Origin of the sequence: Achromobacter sp. PD1 (assembly GCF_048541815.1) — a bacterium.
Lineage (GTDB): Bacteria > Pseudomonadota > Gammaproteobacteria > Burkholderiales > Burkholderiaceae_B > Achromobacter > Achromobacter bronchisepticus_A.
Genome location: NZ_CP183349.1, coordinates 5,751,390 through 5,777,750, shown reverse-complemented (window position 1 = coordinate 5,777,750; position 26,361 = coordinate 5,751,390). Strand labels below are relative to the sequence as shown.

Here is a 26,361-nt window from a genome sequence, read left to right as displayed (position 1 = left end):
GAAAATACGCATGGCATAGCGCCACACGCTTCTTCAGAATGCCTTCCAGACGCAAGTTCGTCTTCAAATTTTCGCCGACTGCCAGTGTTGCCAGTCAGGCGTAGGGCAAAAAGGCCCGAGCCGGAATTTCCGGCTCGGGCCTTTTCGTTTTCCGTTTGTCCATCGCTTTTCTTCGAATGGCGTTTCGCTGCGCCGTGGGCGCAGCTTTGCCTGAAGAAACGTGGCAGGCAGCGGGCGGACGGCAGTCGTCGTGATGTGGTGGGCAAAGGCGCCTGCCCAATCCCGGGCAGTTCAGGGCTTGCGTGCAAGCCCTAGCCGGAGGCTTGCCTTCAGAAACGCACAGGAGCGCAACGATGAGCGTATACAACCGCCGCCGCTTTCTGCAGCACAGCGGCTCCATGGTCCTACTGAGCGCCGCGTCGGGGATGGCAGCCTTGCCCCGCCAGGCTTACGCCCAAGACACAGTCAAACTGGGCCTGCTGCATTCGCTGTCCGGCACCATCGCCATCGCCGAGGCGTCGCTGGTGGACGCGGAGAAGCTGGCGATCGAAGAGATCAACGCCTCGGGCGGCGTGATGGGGCGCAAGATCGAACCCGTGGTCGAAGACGGCGCGAGCGAGAACGCCGTGTTCGCCGAGAAAGCGCGCAAGCTGCTCGACCGCGACAAGGTCGCCGCCATCGTGGGCTGCTATACCTCGGCTTCGCGCAAGGCGCTGCTGCCGGTGCTCGCGCGCAGCAAGGGCCTGCTGTACTACCCCACCTACTACGAGGGCCAGGAGCAGGACGCGCGGGTGTTCTATCCGTCGCAGGAAGCCACGCAGTCCGTGATCGCGGCGGTGGAGTGGATGGCGCGTGAAAAGGGCAAGACCTTTTTCCTGGTCGGTTCCGACTACATCTATCCGCGCACCTGCAACAAGATCGCCAAACCGGCCATTGCCCGCATGAATGCCAAGGTGGTGGGCGAAGAGTACGCGCCGTTGGGCCATACCGAGTTCTCTTCCATCATCAACAAGATCAAGGCGGCCAAGCCCGAGTGCATCTACAGCACCGTGGTGGGCGGCTCCAACGTGGCGTTCTACAAGCAGCTGCGCGCCGCCGGCCTGGACGGCACGCGCGTGGTGCTGCTGTCCACCGTGGTGTCCGAGAACGAGATCGAAGGCATCGGCAAGGACAACGCGGCGGGCTACTACGCCTGCATGGGTTACTTCCAGAGCCTGCAGAATCCGGCCAACGAAAAATTCGTCAAGGCCTTCAAGGCCAAGTACGGCCAGGACCGCGTCATCGGCGACCCGATGGAGGTTGCCTACAACAGCGTGTACCTGTGGAAGCTCGGCGTGGAGAAGGCCGGTTCGTTCGATCCCGACAAGGTGATCGCGGCCTCCGCCGGGCTGACACTGCAGGCGCCGGAGGGGACCGTGCGCGTGCACGAGACCAACCATCACGTCTGGAAGAAGGTGCGGGTGGGCCGGGCGCGGCCGGACGGGCAGTTCGACATCGTCTGGGAATCGGCCGACCTGATCGAGCCCAATCCCTTCCCGAAGCTGTAGCCCGCGCTTGCGGATGTGCGCAAGCCCTTGGCCGGCGGCCTTGCCGCCGGCGCAGCCAGGAACGTGACCATGAATATCGACATCGCGGCAATGCAGCTGTTCAACGGGATCAGCCTGTTCAGCATCCTCCTGCTGATGGCGATCGGCCTGGCCGTCGTGTTCGGCCTGATGGGCGTCATCAACATGGCGCACGGCGAGCTGATGGCCATGGGCGCCTACACCACCTACCTGGTCGCGGTCGCGTTTCAGCATTGGGCCCCCGGCTGGATGGGCGTCTACCTGTTCGCGGCCATTCCGCTGGCGTTCCTGGTCACCTTCGCCTTCGGCTATGTGCTGGAGCGCGGCTTCATCCGCTGGTTCTACAACCGCCCGCTGGACACGCTGCTGGCGACCTGGGGCCTGAGCCTGATCCTGCAACAGGCCTACCGTTCGCTGTTCGGTGCGCAGGAGGTCAGCGTGCCGCTGGCCTCCTGGCTCAGCGGCGCGTGGGAGCCCACGCCCGACCTGCAGTTCCCGCTGAACCGCATCTTCATCCTGGGCCTGACGCTGCTGGTGGCGGTGGGCGTGTATCTGCTGCTTTACCGCAGCGCGTGGGGACTGCGCGTGCGCGCCGTCACCCAGAACCGCGCGATGGCGGGCGCCGTCGGCATCAACACGCGGCGCGTGGACGCGCTGACCTTCGCGCTGGGCTCCGGCCTGGCGGGCATCGCCGGCTGCGTCTTCACCATGATCGGGTCGACCAACCCCGGCACGGGCCAGCTCTACATCGTCGATTCATTCATCGTGGTGGTATTCGGCGGCGTCCAGAGCCTGCTGGGAACGGCGTTCTCCGGCCTTGCGATCGCACAGTCGCAGACCACGCTGGAATACCTGATGAGCGGCTCGATGGCCAAGGTCACGATCCTGGTCCTGGTGATCCTGGTCCTCTATTTCCGCCCGAACGGGCTGTTCGCCAACAAGACTCGGGGGTGATGCGATGAAGGCCCTGCACCGGAAAACCGAAGAGATCGCGATCCTGCTGGCCGCGGCACTGATCCTGGCCGTCCTGCCCCTGTCGCTGGATCCGTTCCGGCTGAACCTGGTCGGCAAGTACATGGCGTTCGCCTTCGTGGCGATAGGCATCGTGCTGACCTGGGGCTACAGCGGCGTGCTGAGCCTGGGCCAAGGAATTTTCTTTGGACTGGGCGGGTACATGATGGCCATGTTCCTGAAGCTGGAGGCGTCCGCGCCGGAGCTGCCCGACTTCATGGTTTGGAGCAGCGTGGAGAGCCTGCCGGTCTGGTGGCAGCCATTCCATTCGCTGACGTTGACGCTGCTGCTGATTGTGGTCCTGCCGGGACTGGCGGCCTATCTGTTTTCGTTGGCGATCTTCCGCAAGCGGGTCAGCGGCGTGTATTTCGCCATCGTCACGCTGGCCCTGGCAATGACGCTGACCGTGCTCATCATCGGCCAGCAGGGAGACACGGGCGGCGCCAACGGCATTACCGACTTCCGCACGCTGCTGGGCTGGGACATCGTCGGCGATGAAGGCAAGCAGGCGCTGTACTTCATCGAAGCCGGCGCGCTGGTCGTGGCGATGCTGGCGGCGCTGGCGATCGTGCGCAGCCGGCTGGGCAAGATCCTGATCGCCATCCGCGACCGCGAGGACCGCGTGCGGTTCTCGGGCTACGACACCGCGCACGTAAAGGCCTGCATCTTTTGCGTGGCGGCGATCCTGTCCTCCATCGGCGGCGCCTTCTTCACGCTGCAGGTGGGCCTGATCTCTCCGGGCGCGATCGGCGTGGTCGCGTCGATCGAGATGGTGATCTATGCGGCGGTAGGCGGCCGGCTTTCGATTCCCGGGGCCGTGGTCGGGGCCTTGCTGATCGGCTTTCTCAAGTCCTATCTGTCAGAGACGTTCCCGGAGGTCTGGCTGTATTTCCTGGGGGCCATTTTCATTGCGGTCGTCGTGGTCATGCCCAACGGCCTGGCCGGCGTGTTCGGCCAGATTCAGGCGCGCCGCGCCGCGGGGAGCGCGCGATGAGTGCCACCCTGGACCTGCAGGAGCCCGCCAGCATGGAAATGAGCAGCGACCGCCCGGCGCCCGGCGCCATCCTGAGCGTCGAGGACCTGACGGTCTCGTTCGACGGTTTTCGCGCCGTGGACGGCTTGAGCCTGCGCGTGGCGCAGGATGAGCTGCGCGTCATCATCGGCCCGAACGGCGCGGGCAAGACCACGCTGCTGGACATCATCTGCGGCAAGACCCGGCCTTCAGCGGGCCGCGTGATGTTCCAGGGACGCGACCTGGTGCGCATGGCGGAATTCGACATCGTGCGGGCCGGCGTCGGACGTAAATTCCAGACGCCGTCGGTCTATGAAGACCTGACGGTGCTGGAGAACTTCGAGATCTCGCTGCCGAACGCGCACGGGGTGGTGCGCTCGCTGCGATTCCGGCGCACGGCCGAAATCCGCGAACGCATCCAGGACATGGCGGGGCAGGTGTTTCTGCAGGACCGCCTGGCGGAAAAGGCGGGCCGCCTGAGCCACGGCCAGAAGCAATGGCTGGAGATCGGCATGCTTTTGATGCAGAACCCGCAGTTGCTGTTGCTGGATGAACCCGTGGCCGGCATGAGTCCGCGCGAACGCGAACAGACGGCCGAGCTCCTGGCGCGCATCTCGCGCGGCAAGTCTATGGTGGTCATCGAGCACGACATGGATTTCGTCAAGCGCATCGCGCACAAGGTCACCGTGTTGCATCAGGGCCGCTTGCTGAGCGAAGGCACGGTGGCCGAGGTGCAGGCCGATCCGCGCGTGCTGGACGTGTACCTGGGCCATTGAGAGGAGGGCGCGCCATGTTCCAGATCGACAAGTTGAACGTGAGCTACGGCGAATCGCACGTCGTCCACGACGTGTGCTTCGACGTGGCGCCACGGGAATCCGTGGCCATCATGGGCCGCAACGGCATGGGCAAGACCACCTTGCTCAAGGCGCTGATCGGCATGCTGCGGTCGGGTTCGGGCAGCATCCGGCTGGATGGCGTGGAGCTGGCCGGCATGGAGAGCTACCAGCGCGTGCGCAGCGGGCTGGCCTTCGTGCCGCAGGGCAGGATGATCTTTCCCTTCCTGACCGTGGAGCAGAACATCCTGACCGGCGCGGAGCGCAGCGGCCTGAAGGCCGTGCCGGAATACCTGTACCGCTTTTTCCCGGTGCTGCACGAGATGCGCCGGCGCAAGGGCGGCAACCTGTCCGGCGGGCAGCAGCAGCAGCTGGCGATCGCCCGCGCGCTGATTTCCGATCCGCGCGTGCTGATCCTGGACGAACCCACCGAGGGCATCCAGCCTTCCATCATCAAGGACATTGCACGGGTCCTGAACGCGCTGCGCGAGGAACGCGGCTTCGCCATCGTCGTGTCGGAACAGATGCTGAGCTTCGCGCTGGACCTGGCCGACCGCTTCCTGGTGATAGACCGGGGCCGCATCGTGCACGAAGCCTGCCGCGAGAGCCTGGACCAAGACAAAGTCAGATCTTTCCTGACGGTATGACCGTCAACCACCGAGGAGCATTGTCATGAGACACGGAGATATCTCCAGCAGCAACGATTGCGTGGGCGTGGCCGTCGTGAACTACAAGATGCCGCGGCTGCATACCCGCGCGGAGGTGATGGAGAACGCCCGCAAGATCGCCGACATGGTCGTGGGCATGAAGCGCGGCCTGCCCGGCATGGACCTGGTCATCTTCCCCGAGTACTCCACCCACGGCATCATGTACGACGCCAAGGAGATGTATGAAACCGCTTCGGCCATCCCGGGTGAAGAGACCGCGGTGTTCGCCGAAGCCTGCCGCAAGGCCAACGTATGGGGCGTGTTCTCGCTGACGGGCGAGCGCCACGAAGAGCATCCGAACAAGGCGCCGTACAACACCCTCATCCTGATGAACAACAAGGGCGAGATCGTGCAGAAGTACCGCAAGATCATGCCCTGGGTGCCGATCGAAGGCTGGTATCCGGGCGATTGCACCTATGTGTCGGAAGGCCCCAAGGGCTTGAAGATCAGCCTCATCATCTGCGACGACGGCAATTACCCCGAGATCTGGCGCGATTGCGCCATGCGCGGCGCCGAGCTGATCGTGCGCTGCCAGGGCTATATGTATCCGGCCAAGGATCAGCAGGTCATGGTGTCCAAGGCCATGGCGTGGATGAACAACGTCTATGTGGCGGTGGCCAATGCCGCGGGCTTTGACGGCGTGTATTCCTATTTTGGCCATTCGGCCATCATAGGCTTCGACGGCCGCACGCTGGGCGAATGCGGTGAAGAAGAAATGGGCGTGCAATACGCCGAGTTGTCCACCAGCCTGATCCGCGACGCGCGCAAGAACATGCAGTCGCAGAACCACCTGTTCAAGCTGGTGCACCGCGGCTACACCGGCAAGATCAATTCCGGCGAAGAGGCCACGGGCGTCGCGGCCTGCCCGTACAACTTCTACGCCAACTGGATCAACGATCCGGAGGGCACGCGCAAGATGGTCGAGTCCTTTACCCGGTCCACCGTGGGCACGCCGGAGTGCCCCATGGAAGGCATCCCCAACGAGGACGCCAAGCACCGCTAGGCGTGCCTGCCGACCATCCGGTCCGTCCGGCCCGCCGCGCCGGACGGACGCCTTCCGAGGACATGAACCGTGCCGTCTCCGCTCGAAACCTACCGGATTGCGCAAGAACCCTTCTACCGTCCCACGGGACGGGAAACCGCGTTATACGAGCATGCGTACGCGCATCGGCTGCCCATGATCCTCAAGGGGCCCACCGGCTGCGGCAAGACGCGCTTCGTGGAGTACATGGCCTGGAAGCTGGGACGCCCGCTGGTCACGCTGGCCTGCAACGAGGACATGACTGCCTCCGACCTGGTGGGCCGCTACCTGCTGGATGCCGACGGCACCGCCTGGCACGACGGCCCGCTGACGCTGGCCGTGCGCCATGGCGGCATCTGCTACCTGGACGAGATCGTCGAAGCGCGCCAGGACACCACGGTGGTGATCCATCCGCTGACCGATGCCAGGCGCATCCTGCCGCTGGACAAGAAGGGCGAGGTGGTGCGGGCCCATCCGGACTTCCAGCTGGTGGTGTCCTACAACCCCGGCTACCAGAGCAGCGCCAAGGATCTCAAGCCCTCTACCCGGCAGCGTTTCGTGGCGCTGGATTTCGACTACCCGGAGCCCGGGCGCGAAGCCGAGATCGTGGCGCATGAGGCCGGCATAGACACCGGCTTGGCAGAGCGGCTGGTGCGCATCGCGCACAGTTCGCGCGAGCTCAAGCGTCACGGCTTGGACGAGGGCGTGTCCACCCGCATGCTGATCTACGCCGGCATCCTCATCCGCGACGGCGTCAGTCCCGCCGAAAGTTGCGACATGACCATGACGCGCGCGCTGACCGACGATCCCGACATGGCGGCAGCGCTGCGGTCGCTGGTCGACGCGAACCTGGAATGAACATGCGAGCCGTCCTGTCCGAGGGTGAAGGGGCCGGCGCTGGCGCACGCCTGGCCGGCACGCTGGACGACAAGCTGCGCCGGCTGGCCGCGCGCGGCGGCGAGGACCAGGCGGTTCAAGCGCGGCGCTGGATCGAAGCGCTGCACCGCGAAGACCCCGATTGCGCCGCCGCGGTGGCGGAGCGCTTCGACCAGTTGATGGCGAAGCTGACGGCCGGCGGGCTGGGGCGCTGGATGCTGGCCGGCCTGCGACGCTACGAGCGCCAACCCGGTCCGCTGCGCGCGTATTTCCAGCTGCGCGATGCCTATGCCCGCGAGGCCTTGAACAGCGAAGCGGGCGCGCAGGAGCTGGAAGCCGCGCAGGCGGGGCTGTCGTGGCTCTTGTGCGGCCTCGCTGGCAGGGCGATGGCGGTCGAGGCCTTGCGGCGTCCGACGCTGGACGGGCCGCCGTCGCGCCCCATCCTCGCGCCTTCGCATTTGCTGGTGCCGGACAGCTATACCGTGCTGGACGGCGCCGACCGCCGGGCGTTGTACCGCGCGGCCGTGGCGCATGCCGCGGCCCATCTGCGCTACTCGCCGGCCGCGCAGCCGGTACTGAGCCTCAAGCCCATGGGCGTCGCAGTGGTGTCGGCTATCGAGGATGCGCGGGTGGAGCGGCTGCTGGCGGCCGACTATCCCGGCGTGCGCCGCTGGTTCCGGCCCTTCGTGCCGCCGCCGCCCGATCCGGCGGACCTGGGATTCGCGGCGCTGATCCAGCGCATGAGCCGGCTGTTGATGGATCCGTCGCTGCACGACGACAACCATTGGGTGAACAAGGCGCGGGCGCTGTTCGAGGCGCAAGCCGCCGACCTGCGCGACACGGCGGCCTTTCGCCGCCTGGCGTCGGTGCTGGCCAACGACCTGGGCCAGATGCGGGTGCGCTTCAACCCGCAGCAGTACGCCGTGCCCGTGCCCTATCGTGACGACAACGCCTATCTGTGGGACTACGGCGACGCGGCAGAGCCGCCGCCTGAGCTGACCCTGGGATCGCAGGGGGTGGCGCCCGAGCGGCGCGACGCCGCGCCGCAAGGCCAGGACGAGCCGGCGCCAGCCGCCGACGAAACGGAGCTGGGACGCTACCGATATCCCGAATGGGACTACAAGCTGGGCCGCAGCCGGCCGGACTGGTGCACCGTGATCGAGAAGCTGCCGGGTTGGACCGGCACGCCGCCGCCCGCGCCTGCCGGGCCTGCGCAGCGCCTGGCCCTGCCGCAGTCGCGCCGCCTGAGCCGCGCGCGCCGTTTGAGGCGCCAATGGGAGGGCGATGACATCGACCTGAACGCCGCGATCGAGGTCTTGATCGACCGGCGCCTGGACCTGGCCCCCGACGCCCGCTTCTTCATGCGGCCCGGCAGCCAGCCCTGCGCCAGCAGCACGCTGGTGCTGCTGGATCTGTCGGCGTCGGCCAACGACCTGGCGTCCGACGCAGGGGCGGCGGTGCTGGACCTGGAGAAGCGCGCGGCAATGCTGCTGGCGCAGGCCACCTCAGGCGACGGCGACCGGATTGCCGTGCACGGCTTTTGCTCGGACACGCGGGCGGCGGTGTACTACTACCGCCTGCTGGAGGCCGGCGCCCCGATCGCGGCCGCGTTGGGCCGCATAGGCGGGGCCCAGGCCCGTTATTCGACGCGCCTGGGCGCGGCGTTGCGGCATGCCGGCGCGCTGGCGCTGCAGGTGCCGGGAGAGCGGCGCGCCATCATCGTCGTGACCGATGGCGAACCCTCCGATATCGACGTGCACGACCCGCGCTATCTGGTGGACGATGCCCGCGAGGCGGTGCTGGAACTGCGCGGGCGAGGCGTCAGCGTGCATTGCGTCGCGTTGGACGCGCAGGCCGAACCGCAGCTGCGCGCGATGTTCGGTTTTCGCGGTTACCGGATCGTGACAAGCCCGGCGGCATTGCCGCAGGCGCTGATCCGCGCCTATGCCAGGACGGCGGCATGACCACCCCAGGAATCCACGTGTTGACGGCGGCTGCGGCTGTGCTGAAACTGATGAACTCGACAAAGGATGGATGTCCGCGCCAGCGGGCCTCCCGATCATGGCAAACAAAGATCCTATCCGCGTAGGCGTGTTGTTTTCCGAAACAGGTGCCACATCGACCATAGGCCGGTCCCAGCTGCATGGCACCTTGCTGGCCATCGACGAGATCAACGAGGCGGGCGGGGTGGATGGCCGCGAGATCGTGCCGGTGCGCTACGACCCGAGGTCCGACCCCGCCACCTACAGCGTGCTGGCCGAAAGACTCATCACGCAAGACCGCGTCAACGTCATATTCGGCTGCTACATGTCCAGCAGCCGCAAGGCGGTGCTGCCGGTGGTCGAGAAATGGAACCGCCTGCTGTTCTATCCGACGCTATACGAGGGGTTCGAGTTTTCGAACAACATCATCTACACCGGCGCCGCGCCCAACCAGAACAGCGTGCAGCTGGCGGAATTCATGACCGCAAACTTCGGCGCGCGAGTCTACCTGATCGGTTCGGACTACATCTATCCCTACGAGTCCAACCGCATCATGGGCGAACTGGTGCTGCAGCGGCAGGACAGCGCCAAGCTGGGCGAACGCTACGTGCCCTTGACCGCGACGGAGCGCGACTACCGGGAGATCCTGGACGACATCCGCAACAAGCGGCCGGACTTCATCTTCTCCACCGTGGTGGGCAATTCCACGGCCTGCCTGTACCGCGCCTATGCGGATGCGGGCTTCGATCCGAAGACCATGCCCATCGCCAGCCTGACAACCTCCGAAGCGGAGATCTCGCAGATGGAGCCCGAGGTGGCGGCCGGCCACTTCACTTCGGCGCCGTATTTCCAATCCATCGATTCCGATATCAACCGGCGCTGCCTGGAACGATTGCGGCGGCGCTTCGGCCATGACTGCGTGCCCAACCTCTGCTGGGAAGCGGCGTACTTCCAGATGCACATCTTCGCCAACGCCTTTCGCGACACCGGCACCGACGAGATCGCGCAGATCCTTCCGCGCGTGCTGCAAAGCGAATTCCAGGCGCCGCAGGGCCGCGTGCGCATCGACCCCACCAACCACCACACCTGCCTGTATCCGCGTGTCGGCAGGGTCAACGCCAAGGGCCAATTCACCATCGTGCGCGAGGCCACGCGGTCCGTGCATCCCGATCCGTACCTGGTCACCCATTCGCTGGGCGACTGGACGGCCACCCTGAGTTCGCTGGATATCTGATGGGCGATACCGCCAGCCGCCAGCGCGCGGAGCGCGCGACGCCATCCCTGCTCAAGGACCTGCGCACGCTGCGGATCGCCGTCTATCACCCCGACGATGCCGATGGCCGCCAATTGACGCAGCAGCTGCAACGGATCGGCTGCCAGGTGCAGACCTTCTGGCCTCCGGCGCCCACCTTGCCCGAAGGGCTGGACGCGGTGTTCCTGGCCGTGCGTCCGGACGTGATCGACCTGGGTTTCGAGTGGGCCAAGAGTGAAGACGCGCCCATGGTCATCGCCATCGTCACCTACGAGAATCCAACCATCGTCGAGGCGGTGTTGCGCATCGGCGCGAAAGCGGTGCTGCCTTCGCCCGTGCGCTCGTTCGGCCTGTTGTCGTCATTGGTGGTGGCGCGCCAGGTCTACGACGACATCAAGTCGCATGCCCGGCGCCTGCGCAAGCTGGAGGGAAAACTGCTGGGCGTGCGCCGCATCGCGGAAGCCAAGAGCATCCTCATGCGCACGCGCAACGTCACCGAGGACCAGGCCTACGACCTGATCCGCGAGCAGGCCATGAACAAGCGCGTCACCACCGAAGAGATCGCCGGCGCCATCGTCAACGCCAACGAAATCCTGTCGCTGGGCAAGTAGGACGCGCCGCGCAGCCTCAGTACTTGCCCGTCAGCAGTTCGCCCGCATTGGGCACGCGCGCTTCCAGGTCCAGCACCTTCAGCATGCGGTAGACGGTGGCTGCGGCCGCTGTCACCACCGGCAGACCCAAGCGGTCCTGCACCGGCTGGATCGATGCCAGGGACGGCATCTGCACGCAGGCGGACAGCACCACCGCGTCCACGCCGCGCGTGTTCAGGCGATCCACATGGCTGGCCGGCGCCATCGGATCCTGCGCGCCAACCTTCAGGTTGTCGGGAATCTCCAGCGACAGGCTGTCCTGCACCTCGATGCCTTCGTTCTCGATGTAGTCCACCACCAGCTTGGTCAGCGGCTTCATGTAGGGCGTCAGGATCGCGACCTTGCGCGCGCCGATGGCGTGCAGGCCTTCCACCAGCGCGCCCGCGCTGGAAATCACCGGCGCCGGCGCGCCGTTGTCCACCGTGGCCTGGTGCAGGCGTTCCTGCGAGACGCGGTGATAGCCCAGCCCCTGGCTCATGATCGCCACCAGGCAGGCATAGCCCAGCACGTCCACGCGCGCATCGGACAGCTCCTGCGCGCAACGGTCCGACTCCCGGTCCATCGACGCCAGTTCCGCCGCCGTCACCTGCTTCATGCGCATGCGGCTGGAATGGAAGGTGAAGCGCTCCGGCGCGATGGTCTCGCGCAGGCGCAGCATGGCCGGGATCTCCGTTTCCATGGTGGTGTTGGAACTGGGGACGATCTGGCCGATGCGCAGGGCGCGGGGGGATGTGGTCATGGCGATGCTCCTCGAAAGGCGTAAGAGGGCCGGCCCGCTGCGGCGCGCGGGAACTCGGCAATGCGGAATGCGGATGTCAGCCGGTGGCGGTGCCTGCGGCGGCGAGCGCTGGTCTCATGGCAGGTCCCCGGATGTTTGTCGTGTGCTCTATCGGCAGGACTTATTCTGGTCGCCGGGAACGATATTTTCCAATATAGTTTTTATCTGGTTTGATATCTTTCCCAAATAACTGGCCGCCATGGAAATCCGCCAACTCCGTTATTTCGCCGTGCTGGCCGAAGAGCTGAACTTCACCCGGGCCGCGGCGCGCCTGCACATCTCGCAACCGCCGCTCAGCCTGCAGATCGCCCAGCTGGAGCGCGAACTCGAGGTCAAGCTGTTCGACCGCAACAACCGCCGCGTGACCCTGACCGAGGCCGGCGAAGCCTTCCTCAACGACGTGCGCGCGCTCCTCGCCAGCCTGAAGGACGCCACCGTCCGCGCTCGCGCCGTGGACCAGGGCCTGGCGGGCCGCATCGAGGTCGGCCTGTCCGGCTCGCACTTCATGGGCCCCGTGCCGGCGCTGATCGCCCGCTACAAGGCCTCCCATCCCCAGGTCTCGGTCCTGCTCAACGAAATGAACCCCGCCGCGCAGCTGGACGCGCTGCGCGGACACCGCATCGACGTCAGCATCTCGCGCACCGCCGTCGACGACGAGGAACTGCAGTCCATGCCCCTATGGCCCGATCCCGTCGTGGCCGTGCTCCCTAAGGGCCACCCGCTGTCCGCCCGCAAGCGGCTGGCACTCGGCGACCTCGCCGGCGAAGCCTTCGTCATGCTGCGCCAGGACACCTCCGCCTTCGCCCGCACCCTGGCCGAAACCTGCGCCCGCGCCGGCCTGCCGCTGTCAGCCGCCCAAACCGTCGCCGAAGTCCCCGCCCAATTGGCACTGGTCGCCGCCGGCCTGGGCGTGGCCTTGGTGCCGCGTTCCGCCTGCCGTCACGCCACCGACCGCATTGCCGTTTGCACGTTACCCGCCGACATCGCCCGCGCCATGGTCTATGCCGTCACCCGCCGGCAAGGCAGGAGACGCGCGCTGGATACGTTCTTGCAGACGGCGGCGCAAATGAAGGAAGAGTGACAACCGCAAGCGTTCATTCGACGCGCCGAGAGACCCGCCAAATTCAGAAGCAGCATCAACCAGCGCGCAGCGCCATCACCGATCGCAAGACACCGCACAAGCCCCAGAAGGCCGCCCGCGCGGCCGCCCTGGGGCGGACCCCGCAAGACACACCACCCATCCACCGGCCGGGCCGCCGTGCCAGGCGTCTTAAGAACACAAAGACCGGCCCCAAAAACAAGGGACCGTCTCACAAAAAGACGGCCCCAAGAAAACCAAGCAAAGCAAAACAACTCAGCCCGTCAACACGCAATCCAAAGCCTCCGGCGCACCCAACCGCACCCGGAACGCTCTCAACTCATCCCGCCGGAATACATGCACGGTCACGCGATCCCCCGCCCGGTACTGCGCCAATAGCAGTTCCAGCCCCGCCGGCGCATCCACCCGCAAGCCGTCCACCGCCACCAGCACATCCCCCGCCGACAACCCGCCCTTATGCCCCGCGCCGCCCTCCAGCACCGTCGCCAGCACCAGCGATTCCCCCTGCTTGCGCGTACGCACATCCAGCGAAGGAATGTTGGCCGCCGTCTTCCATTGCAGCTTGATGCCCTGCGGCTCCAGCAGCTCCGCCAATGGCACATCCGCCGTCCCATAGGCATGGCGCGCGATGAAGCGCCGTGTATCCACGCCCGTGGCTTCGAGGATCAGCGCCGGCAGCCCATCCTCCGGCAACCCTTGCGGCTTGCCCTGATAGAAATCACGCCCATAGCGGCTCCACAGCAGACGCATCACATCGTCCAGCGAGTGCGCACCGTCCGTTTCCCGGCGGATCAGCAGATCCAGTCCCAGCGCCACCAACGCACCCTTGGTGTAATAGCTGACCAGCGCATTCGGCGAATTTTCATCCTGCTTGTAATAACGCGTCCAGGCATCGAACGAACTCTCCGCCACCGACTGCTTCAACCGCCCTGGCGTACGCGCCACGCTGGTGATGGTCTTGGCCAGCAGCCGCAGATAGTCAGGTTGCGTGATCGCGCCCGAACGCAACAGCAGCAGATCGTCGTAATAGGACGTGAAGCCCTCGAACACCCACAGCAGGCGCGTCAGGTCGGGTTGCGAGAGATCGTAGGGAACAAAGGCGTCCGGCTTGATCCGCTTGACGTTCCAGGTATGGAAATACTCATGGCTCACCAGACCCAGAAAGCCGCGATAGCCTTCGCCCTGGCCCTGCTGGCCCATCACCGGCAGATCCTTGCGCGCCGTCATCAGCGCCGTGCTGGCGCGATGCTCCAGCCCGCCATAGCCGTCGCCCGTGACCATGGTCATGAACACGTAGCGGTCCGAGCTGTCCAGGAAAGGCGCGCGCTTGGTGCGCGGCTCGAAGAACGCAATCTGCGTTTCGCAGATCTTGCGCACGTCTTCCGTGATCCGTGCCAGGTCCAGGTTGGGCGTAACCCCGGTGAACACCAGTTCATGTTCGGCGCCATGCGCCGTGAAGCTCGATACCTGCGGCGTGCCCATTTCCACCGGATGATCGATCAGCGCGTCATAGTCCGGCGCCAAATACAGCCCGAAACCATGGCGGCGCGCGGCGCCCTTGTGGCCGCGCGCTTCCGGCAGGCTGGTGTAGACCTTCCAGCCCGGAATCGAGCGCGGCGGCGCCAGGTCCACCAGGCAGGGCAGGTGGTCCTGGCCATGCACCCGCAGGAACACGCTGGTGCCGTTGAAAAAGCCGTGGGTCTCGTCCAGGTGCGCGCCGCGCACCGACAGATCCCAGGCATAGACCTCGTACTCCACCCGCAGCGGACCATCGCAGGGCGCAGCCTGCCAGGTATGGTTGTCGATCTTTTCGACAGGCACGCGCCGCGTGCCCGAATGGGCCGTCAGCGATTCGATCTGGCGCGAGAAATCGCGGATCAGATAGCTGCCCGGAATCCAGGCCGGCAGCGACAGGCGCTGGCCGTCGGGGGAGGGCGCTGCGATGCTTAGGGTTATCCGGTAGCGGTGTCCGGCCGGATCATGGGGCGCGAGGCGGTAAAGTAGCGGCAAAGCGTAGTCTTTTTCCATGGCCATATCTTACTTTCATACTTATTCGGAGACATCAATGAGCGAGTCGTTTGTGCTGGTCGAAACCCGGGGCCGCGTCGGCCTGCTGACGCTGAACCGCCCCAAGGCCCTGAACGCCTTGAACGATCAACTGATGGATGAGCTCGGCGCGGCCCTGCTGGCGTTCGAAGCGGACGCCGATATCGGCGCCGTGGTCATCACCGGCAGCGAAAAGGCCTTCGCCGCCGGCGCCGACATCGGCGCCATGAAAGACTGGTCATACATGGACGTGTATGGCAGCGAATACATCACGCGCAACTGGGAAACGCTCAAGCGCATCCGCAAACCCGTGATCGCCGCCGTGGCCGGTTACGCCCTGGGCGGCGGCTGCGAACTGGCCATGATGTGCGACATCATCATCGCCGCCGACACCGCCAAGTTCGGCCAGCCCGAAATCAAGCTGGGCGTGATCCCGGGCGCCGGCGGCACCCAGCGCCTGCCGCGCGCGGTGGGCAAGGCCAAGGCCATGGACCTGGCGCTGACCGCCCGCATGATGGGCGCTGAAGAAGCGGAACGCGCCGGCCTGGTGTCGCGCGTGGTGCCGGCCGACAAGCTCATGGAAGAAGCCATGGACGCGGCCACCGTCATCGCCTCCATGTCCTTGCCGTCGGTCATGATGGCCAAGGAGTGCGTCAACCGCGCCTTCGAAGGCTCGCTCAACGAAGGCCTGCTGTTCGAGCGCCGCGTGTTCCATTCGCTGTTCGCCACGGAAGACCAGAAGGAAGGCATGGCCGCGTTCACCGAAAAGCGCAAACCGGATTTCAAACACCGTTAATCCTTGTTACGCCCGGGCGGCCAGCCCGGGTACGCCAGGATCCGCCCCGCGCGCCCTCCCAGGGCGCGTTTTTTTTGCATGCCTTCAAGCGCATGAGGGGCGTTGCGCCTTGAAACGGTTCGGCAGCACCTTGTTGCAGAGTTCGGCCCTATCCTGAAAAAGCGTCACCGCGAGGTGCCGCGCCAGAGAGGCTTGCCCGAACTGGCAAGTCCGGCGCGGCGGCTCGCTTGCAGAAAAAATCAATAAGGAGCCTTGCATGCGTACATCCATCGCTACCCGCCGCTGGTCCGCCGCGGTCCTTGCCGGCGCGCTCAGCGCCTGCTTCGTTACCGCCGCCCAGGCGCAATCGCCGCGCCCCTCGTTGCGCCTGGTGTCCGAGACGCCGTATCCGGCCGCCTCCGCGCCCGCGGCGCAGATGAGCGAGCAAGAGCTGCGCGACATCGCCATCGACGCCTATGTCTATGCCTATCCGATGGTGCTGATGGAATTGGCCCGGCGCAAGGCCACGGCCGTGCAGACGCCGCTGGACGGCAAGGCGCCGGTGAACCAGTTCGGCCACAAGGCCGCCTTCCCCGATCCGCGCGCGGGCGACGTGCCCTGGCCCAGCGCCGATGCGCTCTATTCGAGCCTGTGGTTCGACGTGTCGCGCGCCCCGCTGATCGTGAACCTGCCCGCGACCGGCGACCGCTATATGGTGTTGTCGGCGCTGGACATGTGGAGCGACGTATTCGCCTCGCGCGGCACGCGCACCAACGGTAGCGGCGCCCAGTCCTTCGCCATCGTCGGCCCTGGCTGGCAGGGCAGCGTGCCCCCCGGCATGGACGTGATCCACAGCCCTACGGCTACCGGCTGGCTGATCGGCTGGACCCAGGCGGGCGGTCCGCAGGACTATGCCGCCGTCAATCAGATCCAGGCCGGCATGACCGCCAGCCCGATGGCCGCGCCCGTCACCGCCAGGCCCGCAGCCAACCGCGGTTCCCGCAGCGCCTATCCGCAGACCGGGGCCGGCGTGGGGTCGGCGCCGATCGGCAGCGACCTGCCGCCGCCCATGCCCGTGACCGTGCCCGACGGCACGCCGGCCGAACAGGCCGCCGGCATGGACGCGGCCTCGTTCTTCACGCTGTTCTTCGACGTAATGCGCAATAACCCGCCGCACGCCAACGACACGCCCATTCTGGATCGCATGCGCCGCATCGGTTTGGACAGCCGTCAGCCGTTCTCGTATGGTCGCCTGAGTCCCGCCGTGCAGCAGGCGCTGGCGCAGGCCCAGCCGCTGGCGGGCCGGCGCATCGCCGACGGCGTATCGCGCCTGGGTACGCCCATGAACGGCTGGAGCACCGTGCTGTCCGGCATCGGCACCTATGGCACCGACTACACGCGCCGCGCCGCCATCGCCTATGCGGGCCTGGGCGCGCCGACCCCGGAAGACGTGCTGTACCCGGTCACGGTGTCCGACTCCAAAGGCCGCGCGCTGAATTCCAATGAAGACTACGTGCTGCACTTCGACAAGGGCCAGCTGCCGCCGGTCAACGCCTACTGGTCGCTGCACGTCTACGACGACAAGCACGGTTTCGCCGACAATCCGGCCAACCGCTATGTGCTGCGCAGCACCGACGGCCTGAAGTACAACGCCGACGGTTCGCTGGACATCTACATCCAGCGCCGCGACCCCGGCGAGCGCAAGCGCTCGAACTGGATCGCCACGCCGGCCGCCGATGCGCCGTTCCTGCTCAGCATGCGTTTGTACGCGCCGCAGGATACGGCGCTGGACGGACTGTGGGCGCCGCCGCCGGTCAAGGAGGATTGATCCTGTTTTGATGGTATAAAGCGCGGCCTCCGTGACGGAGGCCGCGCTTCATTGAGCAGGGTTTGCTCAGCATGCTGCGAGGGGTGATTCGCGTCCCTAATTTCGGCCGATCCAGGCGTTGTTTGCGCCTTACAAACGGCCGAAAGTTCATTTGCTAGGGTAAAAAGAATCACGCTATACTCTGCGGGTTTGACGCTTGCGGGATAAGAACACGTAGCGGCTGACAAGTAGCGGGCACGGCGTTGATGAGCCTTTTGAAATCAACGACTTGGCGCCGGCTATGGGAGGCAGCTACGGGCAGCGAGACGCGCCGGTTCTGATAGGGGCAAAGAAGCAAAGCGAGGAAGTTTGATGCAACAGAACTCCATGCAGCATGAAGTGCGGCAGGGTCCGGTTGACGGTCTGGGTCAGCAGCAAGCAATGTTTGACCACGACATGGCGGATAAAGTTCTGGTTCTCAGTGACGCGGATCGCGCGGCGCTGAATGCTCAAGCCAGTCGCGGGCTCCTGTTGGCATTGGCAGCGCAAGGTGCCATGGGGCTCGCAGCAGCAGTAATTGCGGGGGTTGTCGGAGGGGCGGCGGCAGGTTGGTCGGCGCTGGCGGGGGCGGGAGCGTATTTCATTCCCAATGCGTTGTTCGCATTGCGCCTGGCTGTCAGCGTACGGGCCGGTAAGTCCAGTCCCTTTACCTTTCTCTCTGGTGAGTTGATCAAGTTGTTCGCAACGGCGCTGCTGTTGTGGCTGCTTTCGCGTGTGGCGCAGGATAGCCTCGTATGGCCTGCCGCGTTGCTCGGTCTGATACTCACATTGAAGGGCTATCTCCTGCTCTTGATGTTCCGCAAGTTGTCATAGCGCCGAGCAGGTTTGCGGCAAACGAAATCGTGGAATCGTCCGGTTCGCAAGGGCCGGGCACAGCAAATAGGGTAGGATTCAAATGGCTGCTGCCAGCGACGTGTCGCCTCAGTCCGCGTATATTCAGCACCACCTGGTGCATCTGAACAATACCGGTGAGAAACAGAGCGCTATCGCTCAGTTCGACATCATCAATTACGACTCGTTGTTCTGGTCCGGCCTGATGGGTCTGATCGTCATTTTCTTCCTGTGGCGCGCTGCGCGCCGCGCCACCAGTGGCGTGCCGGGCCGTTTCCAGGCCTTCGTGGAAATGATCGTCGACATGGTCGACGATCAGGCCAAGGGCATCGTCCACAACGCCAAGAGCCGTCTTTTCATCGCCCCGCTGGCACTGACCGTGTTCCTCTGGATCATCCTGATGAACGCGCTGGACTTGCTGCCCGTCGACCTGCTGCCCTCCATCTGGCGCCTGACCGGCCTGGGCGCCGAGCACGGCGATCCGCTCTACTACCACCGCATTCTGCCGACCGCCGACCTGAACGTGCCGATGGGCATGTCGCTGGGCGTGCTGCTGCTGATGTTCTACTACGGCATCAAGATCAAGCACCCGGGCGGCTTCGTCAAAGAACTGTTCACCGCGCCGTTCCACGCGCATGGCATCGGCGCCATCGTGCTGGCCCCGTTCAACCTGCTGCTGAACCTGATCGAATACGCCGCCAAGTCCGTGTCGCTGGGCATGCGGTTGTTCGGCAACATGTTCGCCGGCGAACTGATTTTCATGCTGATCGCCCTGCTGGGCGGCGCCTGGACCGGCTTCAACGGCGCCAGCATCGGCTTGGGCATCGGCCACATCCTGGCCGGCTCCATCTGGGCGATCTTCCACATCCTGATCGTTCTGCTGCAGGCCTTCATCTTCATGATGCTGACGCTGGTGTACCTCGGCCAGGCTCACGAAGGCCACTGATCCCCCGAATTTCCCGTGCTGGCCCTCCGGCCAGCACGGGATGGCAAGATTATCTTGCATTGAGCAGTACCCCTTATTTTTCAATTTTTGACTTCAGATTTCTAACCAAGGAGTTGTCATGACCAACGTCGCTTTCGTTGCCCTCGCTTGCGGTCTTATCATCGGTCTGGGCGCTATCGGCGCTTGCATCGGCATCGCACTGATGGGCGGCAAGTATCTGGAAGCCTCGGCTCGTCAGCCTGAACTGATGAACGCTCTGCAAACGAAGATGTTCCTGCTGGCTGGCCTGATCGACGCGGCATTCCTGATCGGCGTGGGTATCGCCATGCTGTTCGCCTTCGCCAACCCGTTCGTCGGCTAAGGCACCGCCCGCCGGCGAAAAGGCGGGTCATGACGCTGGCGGCGGTGCGGGTGCAAGCTCCGTCGCCGCCCAGCAAAGTATCGAGTGCTCCGTGACGCCCCTTTCCGGGTGCGGTCGGAGCCGCAAGGTGTTAAAGGAACGACCGTGAATCTGAACGCGACGATCATTTTCCAGATGCTCGTGTTCTTCGTTCTTGGCTGGTTCACGATGAAATTCGTGTGGCCTCCCCTGACGAAGGCGATGGACGAGCGCCGCCAGAAAATCGCCGACGGCCTGGCCGCCGCCGAGAAGGGCAAAGCCGATTTGGCTCAAGCCCAGGCGCGCGTCAGTCTGATCGAGGCTTCTGCCAAGTCCGAAAACCACGCCCGCATCATCGAGGCCGAGAAGCAAGCCGCCTCCCTGATCGAGCAGGCCCGCCGTGAAGCGGAAGCCGAACGCGCCCGCATCGTGGCGCAGGCTGCCCAGGATGCCGCGCAGGAAGTCCAGCGCGCCCGCGACCTGCTGCGCGACGACGTCGCTGCGCTGGCCGTCAAGGGTGCTGAACAGATCCTCAAGCGCGAGGTTGACGCCCGCGCACACGCCGAGCTGCTCAACCAGCTCCGCGCGCAGCTTTAATCCGGGACCGTCATGGCTGAACTTTCCACTGTTGCCCGGCCCTACGCTGAAGCGCTCTTCAGCGCGGCGCGCGACGACAAGGCCGGCTTGCCGGCCTGGTCCGATCTGGTCAGCGAACTGGCTCAGGTCGCCTCCAACCCCGACGTGCGCGAGGCCATGGCCGACCCGCGTCTGGGCGACAAGCAGCGCGTCGAGCTGTTCTCCGGCCTGGTAAAGGCCGAACTGCCTCAAGCCGCCCGCAATTTCATCGAGCTGCTGGTCGAAAACGACCGGCTGCTGCTGCTGCCCGACATCGCCGCGCAATTCGCGGTGCTGCGGAATCGTCACGACGGCACGGCGCAGGCGGAAATTACCAGCGCGTTCGAAATGAGCGATGCCCAGGTCAAAGAGCTGGTCAGCGCGCTCGAACAAAAATTCGGCCTCAAGCTCAAGCCCAGCGTCACCGTTGATCCGTCGCTGATCGGCGGCGTGCGCGTGGCCGTCGGTGACCAGGTGCTCGATACTTCCGTACAAGCCCAATTGGCCCGCATGCGCGATCAGCTCGCCGCTTAAGGCAACTAACAGGATTCCAGGAGTCAATATGCAACTCAATCCCTCCGAGATCAGCGAACTGCTCAAGAGCCGCATCGAGGGCCTGGGCGCTTCGGCTGATGTCCGTACTCAGGGCACCGTCGTGTCCGTGACCGACGGTATTACCCGCATCCACGGCTTGTCCGACGTGATGCAGGGCGAAATGCTCGAATTCCCCAACAACGTTTTCGGTCTGGCGCTCAACCTCGAGCGTGATTCCGTCGGCGCCGTTATTCTCGGCGACTACACCGGCGTTTCCGAAGGCGACCAGGTCAAGACGACCGGCCGCATTCTGGAAGTTCCGGTCGGTCCCGAACTGAAAGGCCGCGTGGTCAACACGCTGGGCGAGCCGATCGACGGCAAGGGCCCGGTCAACGCCAAGGCCACCGACATCATCGAAAAAGTGGCGCCTGGCGTTATCGCCCGCCGCTCGGTGTCGCAGCCGCTGCAAACCGGCATCAAGGCTATCGACTCGATGGTGCCGATCGGCCGCGGCCAGCGCGAACTGATCATTGGCGACCGCCAGACCGGCAAGACCGCCGTCGCTGTCGACACGATCATCAGCCAGAAGGGCAAGGGCGTCACCTGCGTGTACGTCGCTATCGGCCAGAAGGCTTCCACGATCAACAACGTGGTGCGCAAGCTGGAAGAGCACGGCGCGATGGAATACACCATCGTCGTGGCCGCTTCGGCCTCCGACTCGGCCGCCATGCAGTACCTGGCCGCCTACGCCGGCTGCACGATGGGCGAATACTTCCGCGACCGCGGCGAAGACGCCCTGATCGTTTATGACGACCTGACCAAGCAAGCCTGGGCCTATCGCCAAGTGTCGCTGCTGCTGCGTCGTCCGCCGGGCCGCGAAGCCTACCCGGGCGACGTGTTCTACCTGCACTCGCGCCTGCTGGAACGCGCTGCCCGCGTGAACGAAGAGTACGTCGAGAAGTTCACCAACGGCGCCGTCAAGGGCAAGACCGGCTCGCTGACCGCGCTGCCGATCATCGAAACCCAGGCAGGCGACGTGTCGGCCTTCGTTCCGACCAACGTGATCTCGATCACCGACGGCCAGATCTTCCTGGAAACCGACCTGTTCAACGCCGGTGTCCGCCCCGCAATCAACGCCGGTATCTCGGTGTCGCGTGTGGGTGGCGCTGCTCAGACCAAGGTCGTCAAGAAGCTGTCCGGCGGTATCCGTACCGACCTGGCGCAGTACCGTGAACTGGCCGCCTTCGCGCAGTTCGCTTCCGACCTGGACGACGCGACCCGTCGCCAGCTGGAACGCGGCAAGCGCGTGGTGGAACTGCTCAAGCAGCCGCAATACCAGCCGCTGCAAGTGTGGGAACTGGCCGTCACGCTGTACACGGTCAACAACGGCTACCTGGATGAAGTGGACGTGGCCCAAGTGCTGTCGTTCGAGAAGTCGCTGAAGGATCAACTGAAGGCCAAGCATGCGGCCCTGATCCAGCGCATCGAAGACACCAAGGAACTGTCCAAGGATGACGAAGCCGAATTGGCCGCCGCCATCCAGGAATTCAAGAAGCACGGTGCTTTTTAAGAAAGTGATGGGTTAGGCGTCCGCGACGCCTCACCCATCCTTCCCGGATGGATGAGGCGCCAGCGGAACCCATCGGCCAGTCTTCACAGGAAAGCGCAATGCCCGGAATTAAGGAAATCCGAACCAAGATCAAGAGCGTGCAAAACACGCGCAAGATCACCAAGGCGATGGAAATGGTCGCCGCATCCAAGATGCGCAAGGCGCAGGAGCGGATGCGTGCTGGCCGTCCGTACGCCACCAAGGTGCGCGAGATTGCTGCGCACCTGATGCAGGCCAACCCCGAGTACAGCCACCCGTACCTGGTCGAACGCGAAGTCAAGGCGGTCGGCGTGATCATGGTCACGACCGACAAGGGCCTGTGCGGCGGCTTGAACACCAACATCACCCGCGTGACGTTGGGCAAGCTGAAAGAGTTCGAGAAGAACGGCATCGCCGTGCAAGCGACCGCTTTCGGCAACAAGGGCGTGGGCGTGCTGACGCGCATCGGCGCCAAACTGGTTTCCCAGGAAGTGCAACTGGGCGACAAGCCGCAACTCGACCGCCTGCTGGGCGCGATCAAGGTGCAGCTGGACGCCTACCTGGAAGGCCGCATCGACGCGCTGTACGTGGCTTCGACCCGCTTCGTCAACACGATGAAGCAGGAGCCGCTGTTCTTGCGCCTGCTGCCTCTGGCCAGCGGTTTGGATGATCCGTACCAGACGGGCGCTGATAGCCTGGCCAAGACCTCGGAAGTGAAGTCGGACTACAGCTGGGATTACATCTACGAACCCGACGCCCGTAGCGTGATCGACGACCTGCTGCAGCGTTACGTTGAAGGCCTGCTGTACCAAGCCGTGGCCGAGAACATGGCTTCGGAGCAGTCGGCCCGGATGGTCGCCATGAAGGCGGCGTCGGACAACGCCAAGAAGGTCATCGGCGATCTGCAACTGGTCTACAACAAGACCCGTCAGGCCGCGATCACCAAAGAAATTTCGGAAATCGTAGGGGGCGCTGCCGCCGTTTGAGGCAGGCAGCATCCCGTCACAAGCTATCAAGCAAGGAATCGACATGAGCAACGGAACCATCGTTCAGTGCATCGGCGCCGTGGTGGATATTCAGTTCCCCCGCGATCACATGCCCAAGATTTACGAAGCGCTCACCCTGGCCGACGAGGGTTCCTCGTTCGCCGAAAAGGGTCTGACGCTGGAAGTGCAGCAACAGCTGGGCGACGGCGTGGTGCGTACCATTGCGCTGGGCTCCAGCGACGGCCTGCGCCGCGGCATGAAGGTCACCGGCACGGGCGCCCCGATCTCGGTGCCCGTCGGCACCGGCACGCTGGGCCGAATCATGGACGTGCTGGGTCGTCCCATCGACGAAGCCGGCCCGATCCAGCACGACGAAAAGCGCGGTATTCACCAAGCGGCTCCCCGTTTCGACGAACTGTCGCCGTCGGTGGAACTGCTGGAAACCGGCATCAAGGTTATTGACCTGGTTTGCCCGTTCGCCAAGGGCGGCAAGGTCGGCCTGTTCGGCGGCGCCGGCGTGGGCAAGACCGTCAACATGATGGAACTGATCAACAACATCGCCAAGCAGCACAGCGGCTTGTCGGTGTTCGCCGGCGTGGGCGAGCGTACCCGCGAAGGCAACGACTTCTACCATGAAATGGAAGAGTCGAACGTTCTGGACAAGGTTGCGATGGTGTTCGGTCAGATGAACGAACCCCCGGGCAACCGTCTGCGCGTGGCGCTGACCGGCCTGACCATGGCCGAGAAGTTCCGCGACGAAGGCCGCGACATCCTGTTCTTCGTGGACAACATCTACCGCTACACCCTGGCCGGTACCGAAGTGTCGGCACTGCTGGGCCGTATGCCGTCGGCGGTGGGCTACCAGCCCACGCTGGCTGAAGAAATGGGCAAGCTGCAAGAGCGCATCACGTCGACCAAGACCGGCTCGATCACCTCGATCCAGGCCGTGTACGTCCCTGCGGACGACTTGACCGACCCGTCGCCTGCCACGACCTTCCAGCATTTGGACTCCACCGTCGTGCTGTCGCGTGACATCGCCGCCCTGGGTATCTACCCGGCCGTGGACCCGCTGGATTCGTCCAGCCGCCAGCTCGACCCGCAAGTCGTCGGCGAAGAGCACTACGCCGTTGCCCGTGGCGTGCAGCAAACGCTGCAGCGCTACAAGGAACTGCGCGACATCATCGCGATTCTGGGCATGGACGAACTGTCGCCGGAAGACAAGCAGGCCGTGGCCCGCGCCCGTAAGATCCAGCGCTTCCTGTCGCAGCCGTTCCACGTTGCAGAAGTGTTCACCGGTTCGCCCGGCAAGTACGTTCCGCTGGCCGAAACCATCCGTGGTTTCAAGATGATCGTGAACGGCGAGTGCGATGCGCTGCCGGAACAGGCCTTCTACATGGTCGGCTCGATCGACGAGGCCTTCGAGAAGGCCAAGAAACTGCAATAAGGAACCGATATGGCTACCCTGCATGTGGATGTCGTCAGCGCAGAGGAAGCGATCTTCTCCGGTGAGGCGAAGTTCGTGGTGCTGCCTGGCGAAGCGGGTGAACTGGGCATTCTGCCCGGCCACACCCCGCTGATTTCGCGCATACGCCCCGGGACGGTCAAGATCGTTCGTGCCGACCAAGGCGAGGAAAACATCTTCGTCGCCGGGGGCATTCTGGAAGTGCAGCCGGGCAGCGTGACGGTTCTGGCCGACACGGCTATCCGTGCCGCCGACCTGGACGAAGCCCGCGCCCTGGAAGCGCGCCAGAAGGCCGAACAGGCCCTGGCCAACGCCAAGGACAAGGCGGACATCGCCGTGGTCGAAGCGGAACTCGCCATGCTGGCTGCGCAAGCCATCGCGGCGCGCAAGCTGCGCCAAGGCGGCCGTTCGCACTAAGCGGCGAAGCTGTGCCCCGGGGTTCGCTCCGGAATCGAAAGAAGCGGCCTCCGGGCCGCTTTTTTCATGCTCGTGTTTTTCATGTCCACGAGAACGTCCGCCGCGTCGCCCTTTGTGCGAGCCGCAATGCGATCACTACGAATAGCTGCAAGGCGGTTGCAACAGTAGCCTTCAGTCTTCCTAGTCAAGCGTAGGGGGAAGCGTGCGAGAAGTCCTGGATTGCGGGGTACTGCTGGCGCCCGGCCACGATGGGCCGATGCGCGACCTGGTCGCGCTGCACCCGGCCAGGCAGACGCGTGTGCGGCTGCATCTGGTGTCGCTGAGTCCGGTGCGCTATGCGGCCCCCGGCGTGGCGGCACGCGATGCCGCATCCGGCGCGCAGAGCGATGCCCATGCGCAGGCCGAAGGCCAGGAAGCGGACGTGCAGGCGTTGGCGCGGCTGGCGGTGGCGCTCAGGCGCTACGACTGCTGCATCCTGCCGGTGGCGCCGCCATCGCTCTCCTGGACGCGGATGGCCCTGCAACAAGCGGGCAGCGCCTTGAGCACGCCGGTGCTGTTGCTGATCTCCGATGTGAAGGCGCCCGCCATCGAAGACCTGCTGAGCCTGGGCGCGTCGGATTTCATCATGCAGCCGGCCTGCCTGGAGAGCATGCGGGTGCGGCTCGGCCGCCTGGCCGGCGCGGCGCAAGGGCGAGGCTTGGCGCGGACGGATATCCGCGAGCCCGCGACGGCCTATCGCGAGGCGCAGCCCCAGTTGGGTACGGACGGGGTGTCGAGGCACGCTGTCCTGCGCTCGCGGGTGCCGGCGGATCAGGTCGAGCAAGCCTTGTCGGGCATGCGCAAGCAGCACCCGCGGCCTTCGCACGAATCCTTCCGGATCGCGAAGGCGCGAGTGGTGGACGGCTTCGAGCGCGACTATATCCGGCATGCGCTGTCGCGCCATGGCGGCAACGTGGCGCAGGCGGCGCGGGCGTGCTGCAAGCATCGGCGGGCGTTCTGGGCCCTGATGCGCAAGCACGGCATCGAGGCGGCGCCGTACCGGCAGGCCGCGCAGGAGCGGGGAGCCTGAAACGACGGGGCGGTGGCCAACTGGTCGGCGCGGGGCCAGCCAGCGGGACGTCACGCGCGC

The 26,361-nt window shown here is 65.1% G+C and carries 25 protein-coding genes; 23 read left to right on the top strand and 2 right to left on the bottom strand.

Going from position 1 to position 26,361, the window contains the following annotated elements:
* Positions 1–353: 353 nt before the first annotated feature.
* The 10 genes from urtA (at position 354) to ACM1PE_RS27120 (ending at position 10,870) form a co-directional block, all read left to right on the top strand.
* Positions 354–1,547 carry an urea ABC transporter substrate-binding protein gene (urtA, locus tag ACM1PE_RS27165; RefSeq protein WP_059377226.1) on the top strand — a complete coding sequence of 398 codons (1,194 nt, stop codon included), beginning with the start codon at positions 354–356 and terminating at the stop codon, positions 1,545–1,547.
* 69 nt (positions 1,548–1,616) lie between these two features.
* Positions 1,617–2,519 carry an urea ABC transporter permease subunit UrtB gene (urtB, locus tag ACM1PE_RS27160; protein WP_419341568.1) on the top strand — a complete coding sequence of 301 codons (903 nt, stop codon included), beginning with the start codon at positions 1,617–1,619 and terminating at the stop codon, positions 2,517–2,519.
* Positions 2,520–2,523: 4 nt separating this feature from the next.
* Positions 2,524–3,570, top strand: coding sequence for an urea ABC transporter permease subunit UrtC (gene urtC, locus ACM1PE_RS27155; RefSeq protein WP_419341567.1), 1,047 nt, complete (start codon positions 2,524–2,526; stop codon positions 3,568–3,570).
* Between the two features lie 32 nt (positions 3,571–3,602).
* The gene (gene urtD, locus ACM1PE_RS27150; RefSeq protein WP_118933397.1) at positions 3,603–4,364 is read left to right on the top strand and encodes an urea ABC transporter ATP-binding protein UrtD; all 762 of its coding nucleotides are present in this window, start codon (positions 3,603–3,605) and stop codon (positions 4,362–4,364) included.
* 14 nt (positions 4,365–4,378) lie between these two features.
* Complete coding sequence (gene urtE, locus ACM1PE_RS27145; protein WP_059377235.1) at positions 4,379–5,068, top strand: urea ABC transporter ATP-binding subunit UrtE; 690 nt, start codon at positions 4,379–4,381, stop codon at positions 5,066–5,068.
* A gap of 25 nt (positions 5,069–5,093) precedes the next feature.
* Positions 5,094–6,131 carry an aliphatic amidase gene (locus tag ACM1PE_RS27140; protein WP_419341565.1) on the top strand — a complete coding sequence of 346 codons (1,038 nt, stop codon included), beginning with the start codon at positions 5,094–5,096 and terminating at the stop codon, positions 6,129–6,131.
* Positions 6,132–6,200: 69 nt separating this feature from the next.
* Positions 6,201–7,007 (top strand): CbbQ/NirQ/NorQ/GpvN family protein, encoded by an 807-nt coding sequence (locus ACM1PE_RS27135; protein WP_059377251.1) that lies wholly within the window; start codon positions 6,201–6,203, stop codon positions 7,005–7,007.
* Between the two features lie 2 nt (positions 7,008–7,009).
* On the top strand, positions 7,010–8,989 hold the full coding sequence (locus tag ACM1PE_RS27130) for a nitric oxide reductase activation protein NorD (RefSeq protein WP_419341564.1): 1,980 nt from the start codon (positions 7,010–7,012) through the stop codon (positions 8,987–8,989).
* 97 nt (positions 8,990–9,086) lie between these two features.
* Positions 9,087–10,241, top strand: a complete 1,155-nt coding sequence (locus ACM1PE_RS27125) for a transporter substrate-binding domain-containing protein (RefSeq protein ID WP_059377640.1) — start codon at positions 9,087–9,089, stop codon at positions 10,239–10,241.
* Positions 10,241–10,870: an ANTAR domain-containing response regulator gene (locus ACM1PE_RS27120; RefSeq protein WP_054455204.1), complete on the top strand. Its 630-nt coding sequence runs from the start codon at positions 10,241–10,243 to the stop codon at positions 10,868–10,870. The genes ACM1PE_RS27125 and ACM1PE_RS27120 overlap by 1 nt, the downstream gene beginning before the upstream one ends.
* 16 nt (positions 10,871–10,886) lie before the next feature.
* Here the strand turns inward: ACM1PE_RS27120 and ACM1PE_RS27115 are convergent, their stop codons facing one another.
* On the bottom strand, positions 10,887–11,648 hold the full coding sequence (locus ACM1PE_RS27115) for an Asp/Glu racemase (protein ID WP_286012378.1): 762 nt from the start codon (positions 11,646–11,648) through the stop codon (positions 10,887–10,889).
* A 238-nt stretch (positions 11,649–11,886) separates the two neighbouring features.
* On the opposite strand from ACM1PE_RS27115, the gene ACM1PE_RS27110 reads away from it, so the two are divergent.
* Positions 11,887–12,768 carry a LysR substrate-binding domain-containing protein gene (locus ACM1PE_RS27110; protein ID WP_059377260.1) on the top strand — a complete coding sequence of 294 codons (882 nt, stop codon included), beginning with the start codon at positions 11,887–11,889 and terminating at the stop codon, positions 12,766–12,768.
* 273 nt (positions 12,769–13,041) lie between these two features.
* Here the strand turns inward: ACM1PE_RS27110 and ACM1PE_RS27105 are convergent, their stop codons facing one another.
* Entirely contained in the window at positions 13,042–14,820 is a 1,779-nt protein-coding gene (locus ACM1PE_RS27105) for a M61 family metallopeptidase (protein ID WP_419341562.1), read from the bottom strand.
* 31 nt (positions 14,821–14,851) lie between these two features.
* On the opposite strand from ACM1PE_RS27105, the gene ACM1PE_RS27100 reads away from it, so the two are divergent.
* The 12 genes from ACM1PE_RS27100 (at position 14,852) to ACM1PE_RS27045 (ending at position 26,301) form a co-directional block, all read left to right on the top strand.
* Complete coding sequence (locus ACM1PE_RS27100) at positions 14,852–15,628, top strand: enoyl-CoA hydratase (protein WP_054455195.1); 777 nt, start codon at positions 14,852–14,854, stop codon at positions 15,626–15,628.
* A 256-nt stretch (positions 15,629–15,884) separates the two neighbouring features.
* Positions 15,885–17,435: a DUF1254 domain-containing protein gene (locus tag ACM1PE_RS27095; RefSeq protein WP_251878652.1), complete on the top strand. Its 1,551-nt coding sequence runs from the start codon at positions 15,885–15,887 to the stop codon at positions 17,433–17,435.
* A gap of 435 nt (positions 17,436–17,870) precedes the next feature.
* Positions 17,871–18,287, top strand: coding sequence for an ATP synthase subunit I (locus tag ACM1PE_RS27090; RefSeq protein ID WP_347881390.1), 417 nt, complete (start codon positions 17,871–17,873; stop codon positions 18,285–18,287).
* An 82-nt stretch (positions 18,288–18,369) separates the two neighbouring features.
* Entirely contained in the window at positions 18,370–19,251 is an 882-nt protein-coding gene (gene atpB / locus ACM1PE_RS27085; protein WP_054455191.1) for a F0F1 ATP synthase subunit A, read from the top strand.
* Positions 19,252–19,369: 118 nt separating this feature from the next.
* A complete protein-coding gene (gene atpE, locus ACM1PE_RS27080) occupies positions 19,370–19,612 on the top strand; it encodes a F0F1 ATP synthase subunit C (RefSeq protein ID WP_003815363.1) in 243 nt (80 codons plus the stop codon).
* Between the two features lie 144 nt (positions 19,613–19,756).
* Entirely contained in the window at positions 19,757–20,227 is a 471-nt protein-coding gene (locus ACM1PE_RS27075; RefSeq protein ID WP_013391129.1) for a F0F1 ATP synthase subunit B, read from the top strand.
* Between the two features lie 12 nt (positions 20,228–20,239).
* Positions 20,240–20,779, top strand: a complete 540-nt coding sequence (locus ACM1PE_RS27070; RefSeq protein WP_059377271.1) for a F0F1 ATP synthase subunit delta — start codon at positions 20,240–20,242, stop codon at positions 20,777–20,779.
* A 28-nt stretch (positions 20,780–20,807) separates the two neighbouring features.
* On the top strand, positions 20,808–22,349 hold the full coding sequence (atpA, locus tag ACM1PE_RS27065; protein WP_054455187.1) for a F0F1 ATP synthase subunit alpha: 1,542 nt from the start codon (positions 20,808–20,810) through the stop codon (positions 22,347–22,349).
* Between the two features lie 98 nt (positions 22,350–22,447).
* Positions 22,448–23,353 (top strand): F0F1 ATP synthase subunit gamma, encoded by a 906-nt coding sequence (atpG, locus tag ACM1PE_RS27060; RefSeq protein ID WP_054455186.1) that lies wholly within the window; start codon positions 22,448–22,450, stop codon positions 23,351–23,353.
* 43 nt (positions 23,354–23,396) lie between these two features.
* Positions 23,397–24,797 carry a F0F1 ATP synthase subunit beta gene (gene atpD, locus ACM1PE_RS27055; RefSeq protein ID WP_059377274.1) on the top strand — a complete coding sequence of 467 codons (1,401 nt, stop codon included), beginning with the start codon at positions 23,397–23,399 and terminating at the stop codon, positions 24,795–24,797.
* A 9-nt stretch (positions 24,798–24,806) separates the two neighbouring features.
* A complete protein-coding gene (locus ACM1PE_RS27050; protein ID WP_013391134.1) occupies positions 24,807–25,232 on the top strand; it encodes a F0F1 ATP synthase subunit epsilon in 426 nt (141 codons plus the stop codon).
* 256 nt (positions 25,233–25,488) lie between these two features.
* Positions 25,489–26,301 (top strand): helix-turn-helix domain-containing protein, encoded by an 813-nt coding sequence (locus tag ACM1PE_RS27045; protein ID WP_059377277.1) that lies wholly within the window; start codon positions 25,489–25,491, stop codon positions 26,299–26,301.
* Positions 26,302–26,361 lie beyond the last annotated feature (60 nt).

What these genes read in the sequence shown, in the direction of transcription:
- urtA (WP_059377226.1), top strand. Translation starts at nt 354, where the DNA reads ATGAGCGTATACAACCGCCGCCGCTTTCTGCAGCACAGCGGCTCCATG.
- urtB (WP_419341568.1), top strand. Translation starts at nt 1,617, where the DNA reads ATGAATATCGACATCGCGGCAATGCAGCTGTTCAACGGGATCAGCCTG.
- urtC (WP_419341567.1), top strand. Translation starts at nt 2,524, where the DNA reads ATGAAGGCCCTGCACCGGAAAACCGAAGAGATCGCGATCCTGCTGGCC.
- urtD (WP_118933397.1), top strand. Translation starts at nt 3,603, where the DNA reads ATGGAAATGAGCAGCGACCGCCCGGCGCCCGGCGCCATCCTGAGCGTC.
- urtE (WP_059377235.1), top strand. Translation starts at nt 4,379, where the DNA reads ATGTTCCAGATCGACAAGTTGAACGTGAGCTACGGCGAATCGCACGTC.
- ACM1PE_RS27140 (WP_419341565.1), top strand. Translation starts at nt 5,094, where the DNA reads ATGAGACACGGAGATATCTCCAGCAGCAACGATTGCGTGGGCGTGGCC.
- ACM1PE_RS27130 (WP_419341564.1), top strand. Translation starts at nt 7,010, where the DNA reads ATGCGAGCCGTCCTGTCCGAGGGTGAAGGGGCCGGCGCTGGCGCACGC.
- ACM1PE_RS27125 (WP_059377640.1), top strand. Translation starts at nt 9,087, where the DNA reads ATGGCAAACAAAGATCCTATCCGCGTAGGCGTGTTGTTTTCCGAAACA.
- ACM1PE_RS27120 (WP_054455204.1), top strand. Translation starts at nt 10,241, where the DNA reads ATGGGCGATACCGCCAGCCGCCAGCGCGCGGAGCGCGCGACGCCATCC.
- ACM1PE_RS27115 (WP_286012378.1), bottom strand. Translation starts at nt 11,648, where the DNA reads ATGACCACATCCCCCCGCGCCCTGCGCATCGGCCAGATCGTCCCCAGT.
- ACM1PE_RS27110 (WP_059377260.1), top strand. Translation starts at nt 11,887, where the DNA reads ATGGAAATCCGCCAACTCCGTTATTTCGCCGTGCTGGCCGAAGAGCTG.
- ACM1PE_RS27105 (WP_419341562.1), bottom strand. Translation starts at nt 14,820, where the DNA reads ATGGCCATGGAAAAAGACTACGCTTTGCCGCTACTTTACCGCCTCGCG.
- ACM1PE_RS27100 (WP_054455195.1), top strand. Translation starts at nt 14,852, where the DNA reads ATGAGCGAGTCGTTTGTGCTGGTCGAAACCCGGGGCCGCGTCGGCCTG.
- ACM1PE_RS27095 (WP_251878652.1), top strand. Translation starts at nt 15,885, where the DNA reads ATGCGTACATCCATCGCTACCCGCCGCTGGTCCGCCGCGGTCCTTGCC.
- ACM1PE_RS27090 (WP_347881390.1), top strand. Translation starts at nt 17,871, where the DNA reads ATGGCGGATAAAGTTCTGGTTCTCAGTGACGCGGATCGCGCGGCGCTG.
- atpB (WP_054455191.1), top strand. Translation starts at nt 18,370, where the DNA reads ATGGCTGCTGCCAGCGACGTGTCGCCTCAGTCCGCGTATATTCAGCAC.
- atpE (WP_003815363.1), top strand. Translation starts at nt 19,370, where the DNA reads ATGACCAACGTCGCTTTCGTTGCCCTCGCTTGCGGTCTTATCATCGGT.
- ACM1PE_RS27070 (WP_059377271.1), top strand. Translation starts at nt 20,240, where the DNA reads ATGGCTGAACTTTCCACTGTTGCCCGGCCCTACGCTGAAGCGCTCTTC.
- atpA (WP_054455187.1), top strand. Translation starts at nt 20,808, where the DNA reads ATGCAACTCAATCCCTCCGAGATCAGCGAACTGCTCAAGAGCCGCATC.
- atpG (WP_054455186.1), top strand. Translation starts at nt 22,448, where the DNA reads ATGCCCGGAATTAAGGAAATCCGAACCAAGATCAAGAGCGTGCAAAAC.
- atpD (WP_059377274.1), top strand. Translation starts at nt 23,397, where the DNA reads ATGAGCAACGGAACCATCGTTCAGTGCATCGGCGCCGTGGTGGATATT.
- ACM1PE_RS27050 (WP_013391134.1), top strand. Translation starts at nt 24,807, where the DNA reads ATGGCTACCCTGCATGTGGATGTCGTCAGCGCAGAGGAAGCGATCTTC.
- ACM1PE_RS27045 (WP_059377277.1), top strand. Translation starts at nt 25,489, where the DNA reads ATGCGCGACCTGGTCGCGCTGCACCCGGCCAGGCAGACGCGTGTGCGG.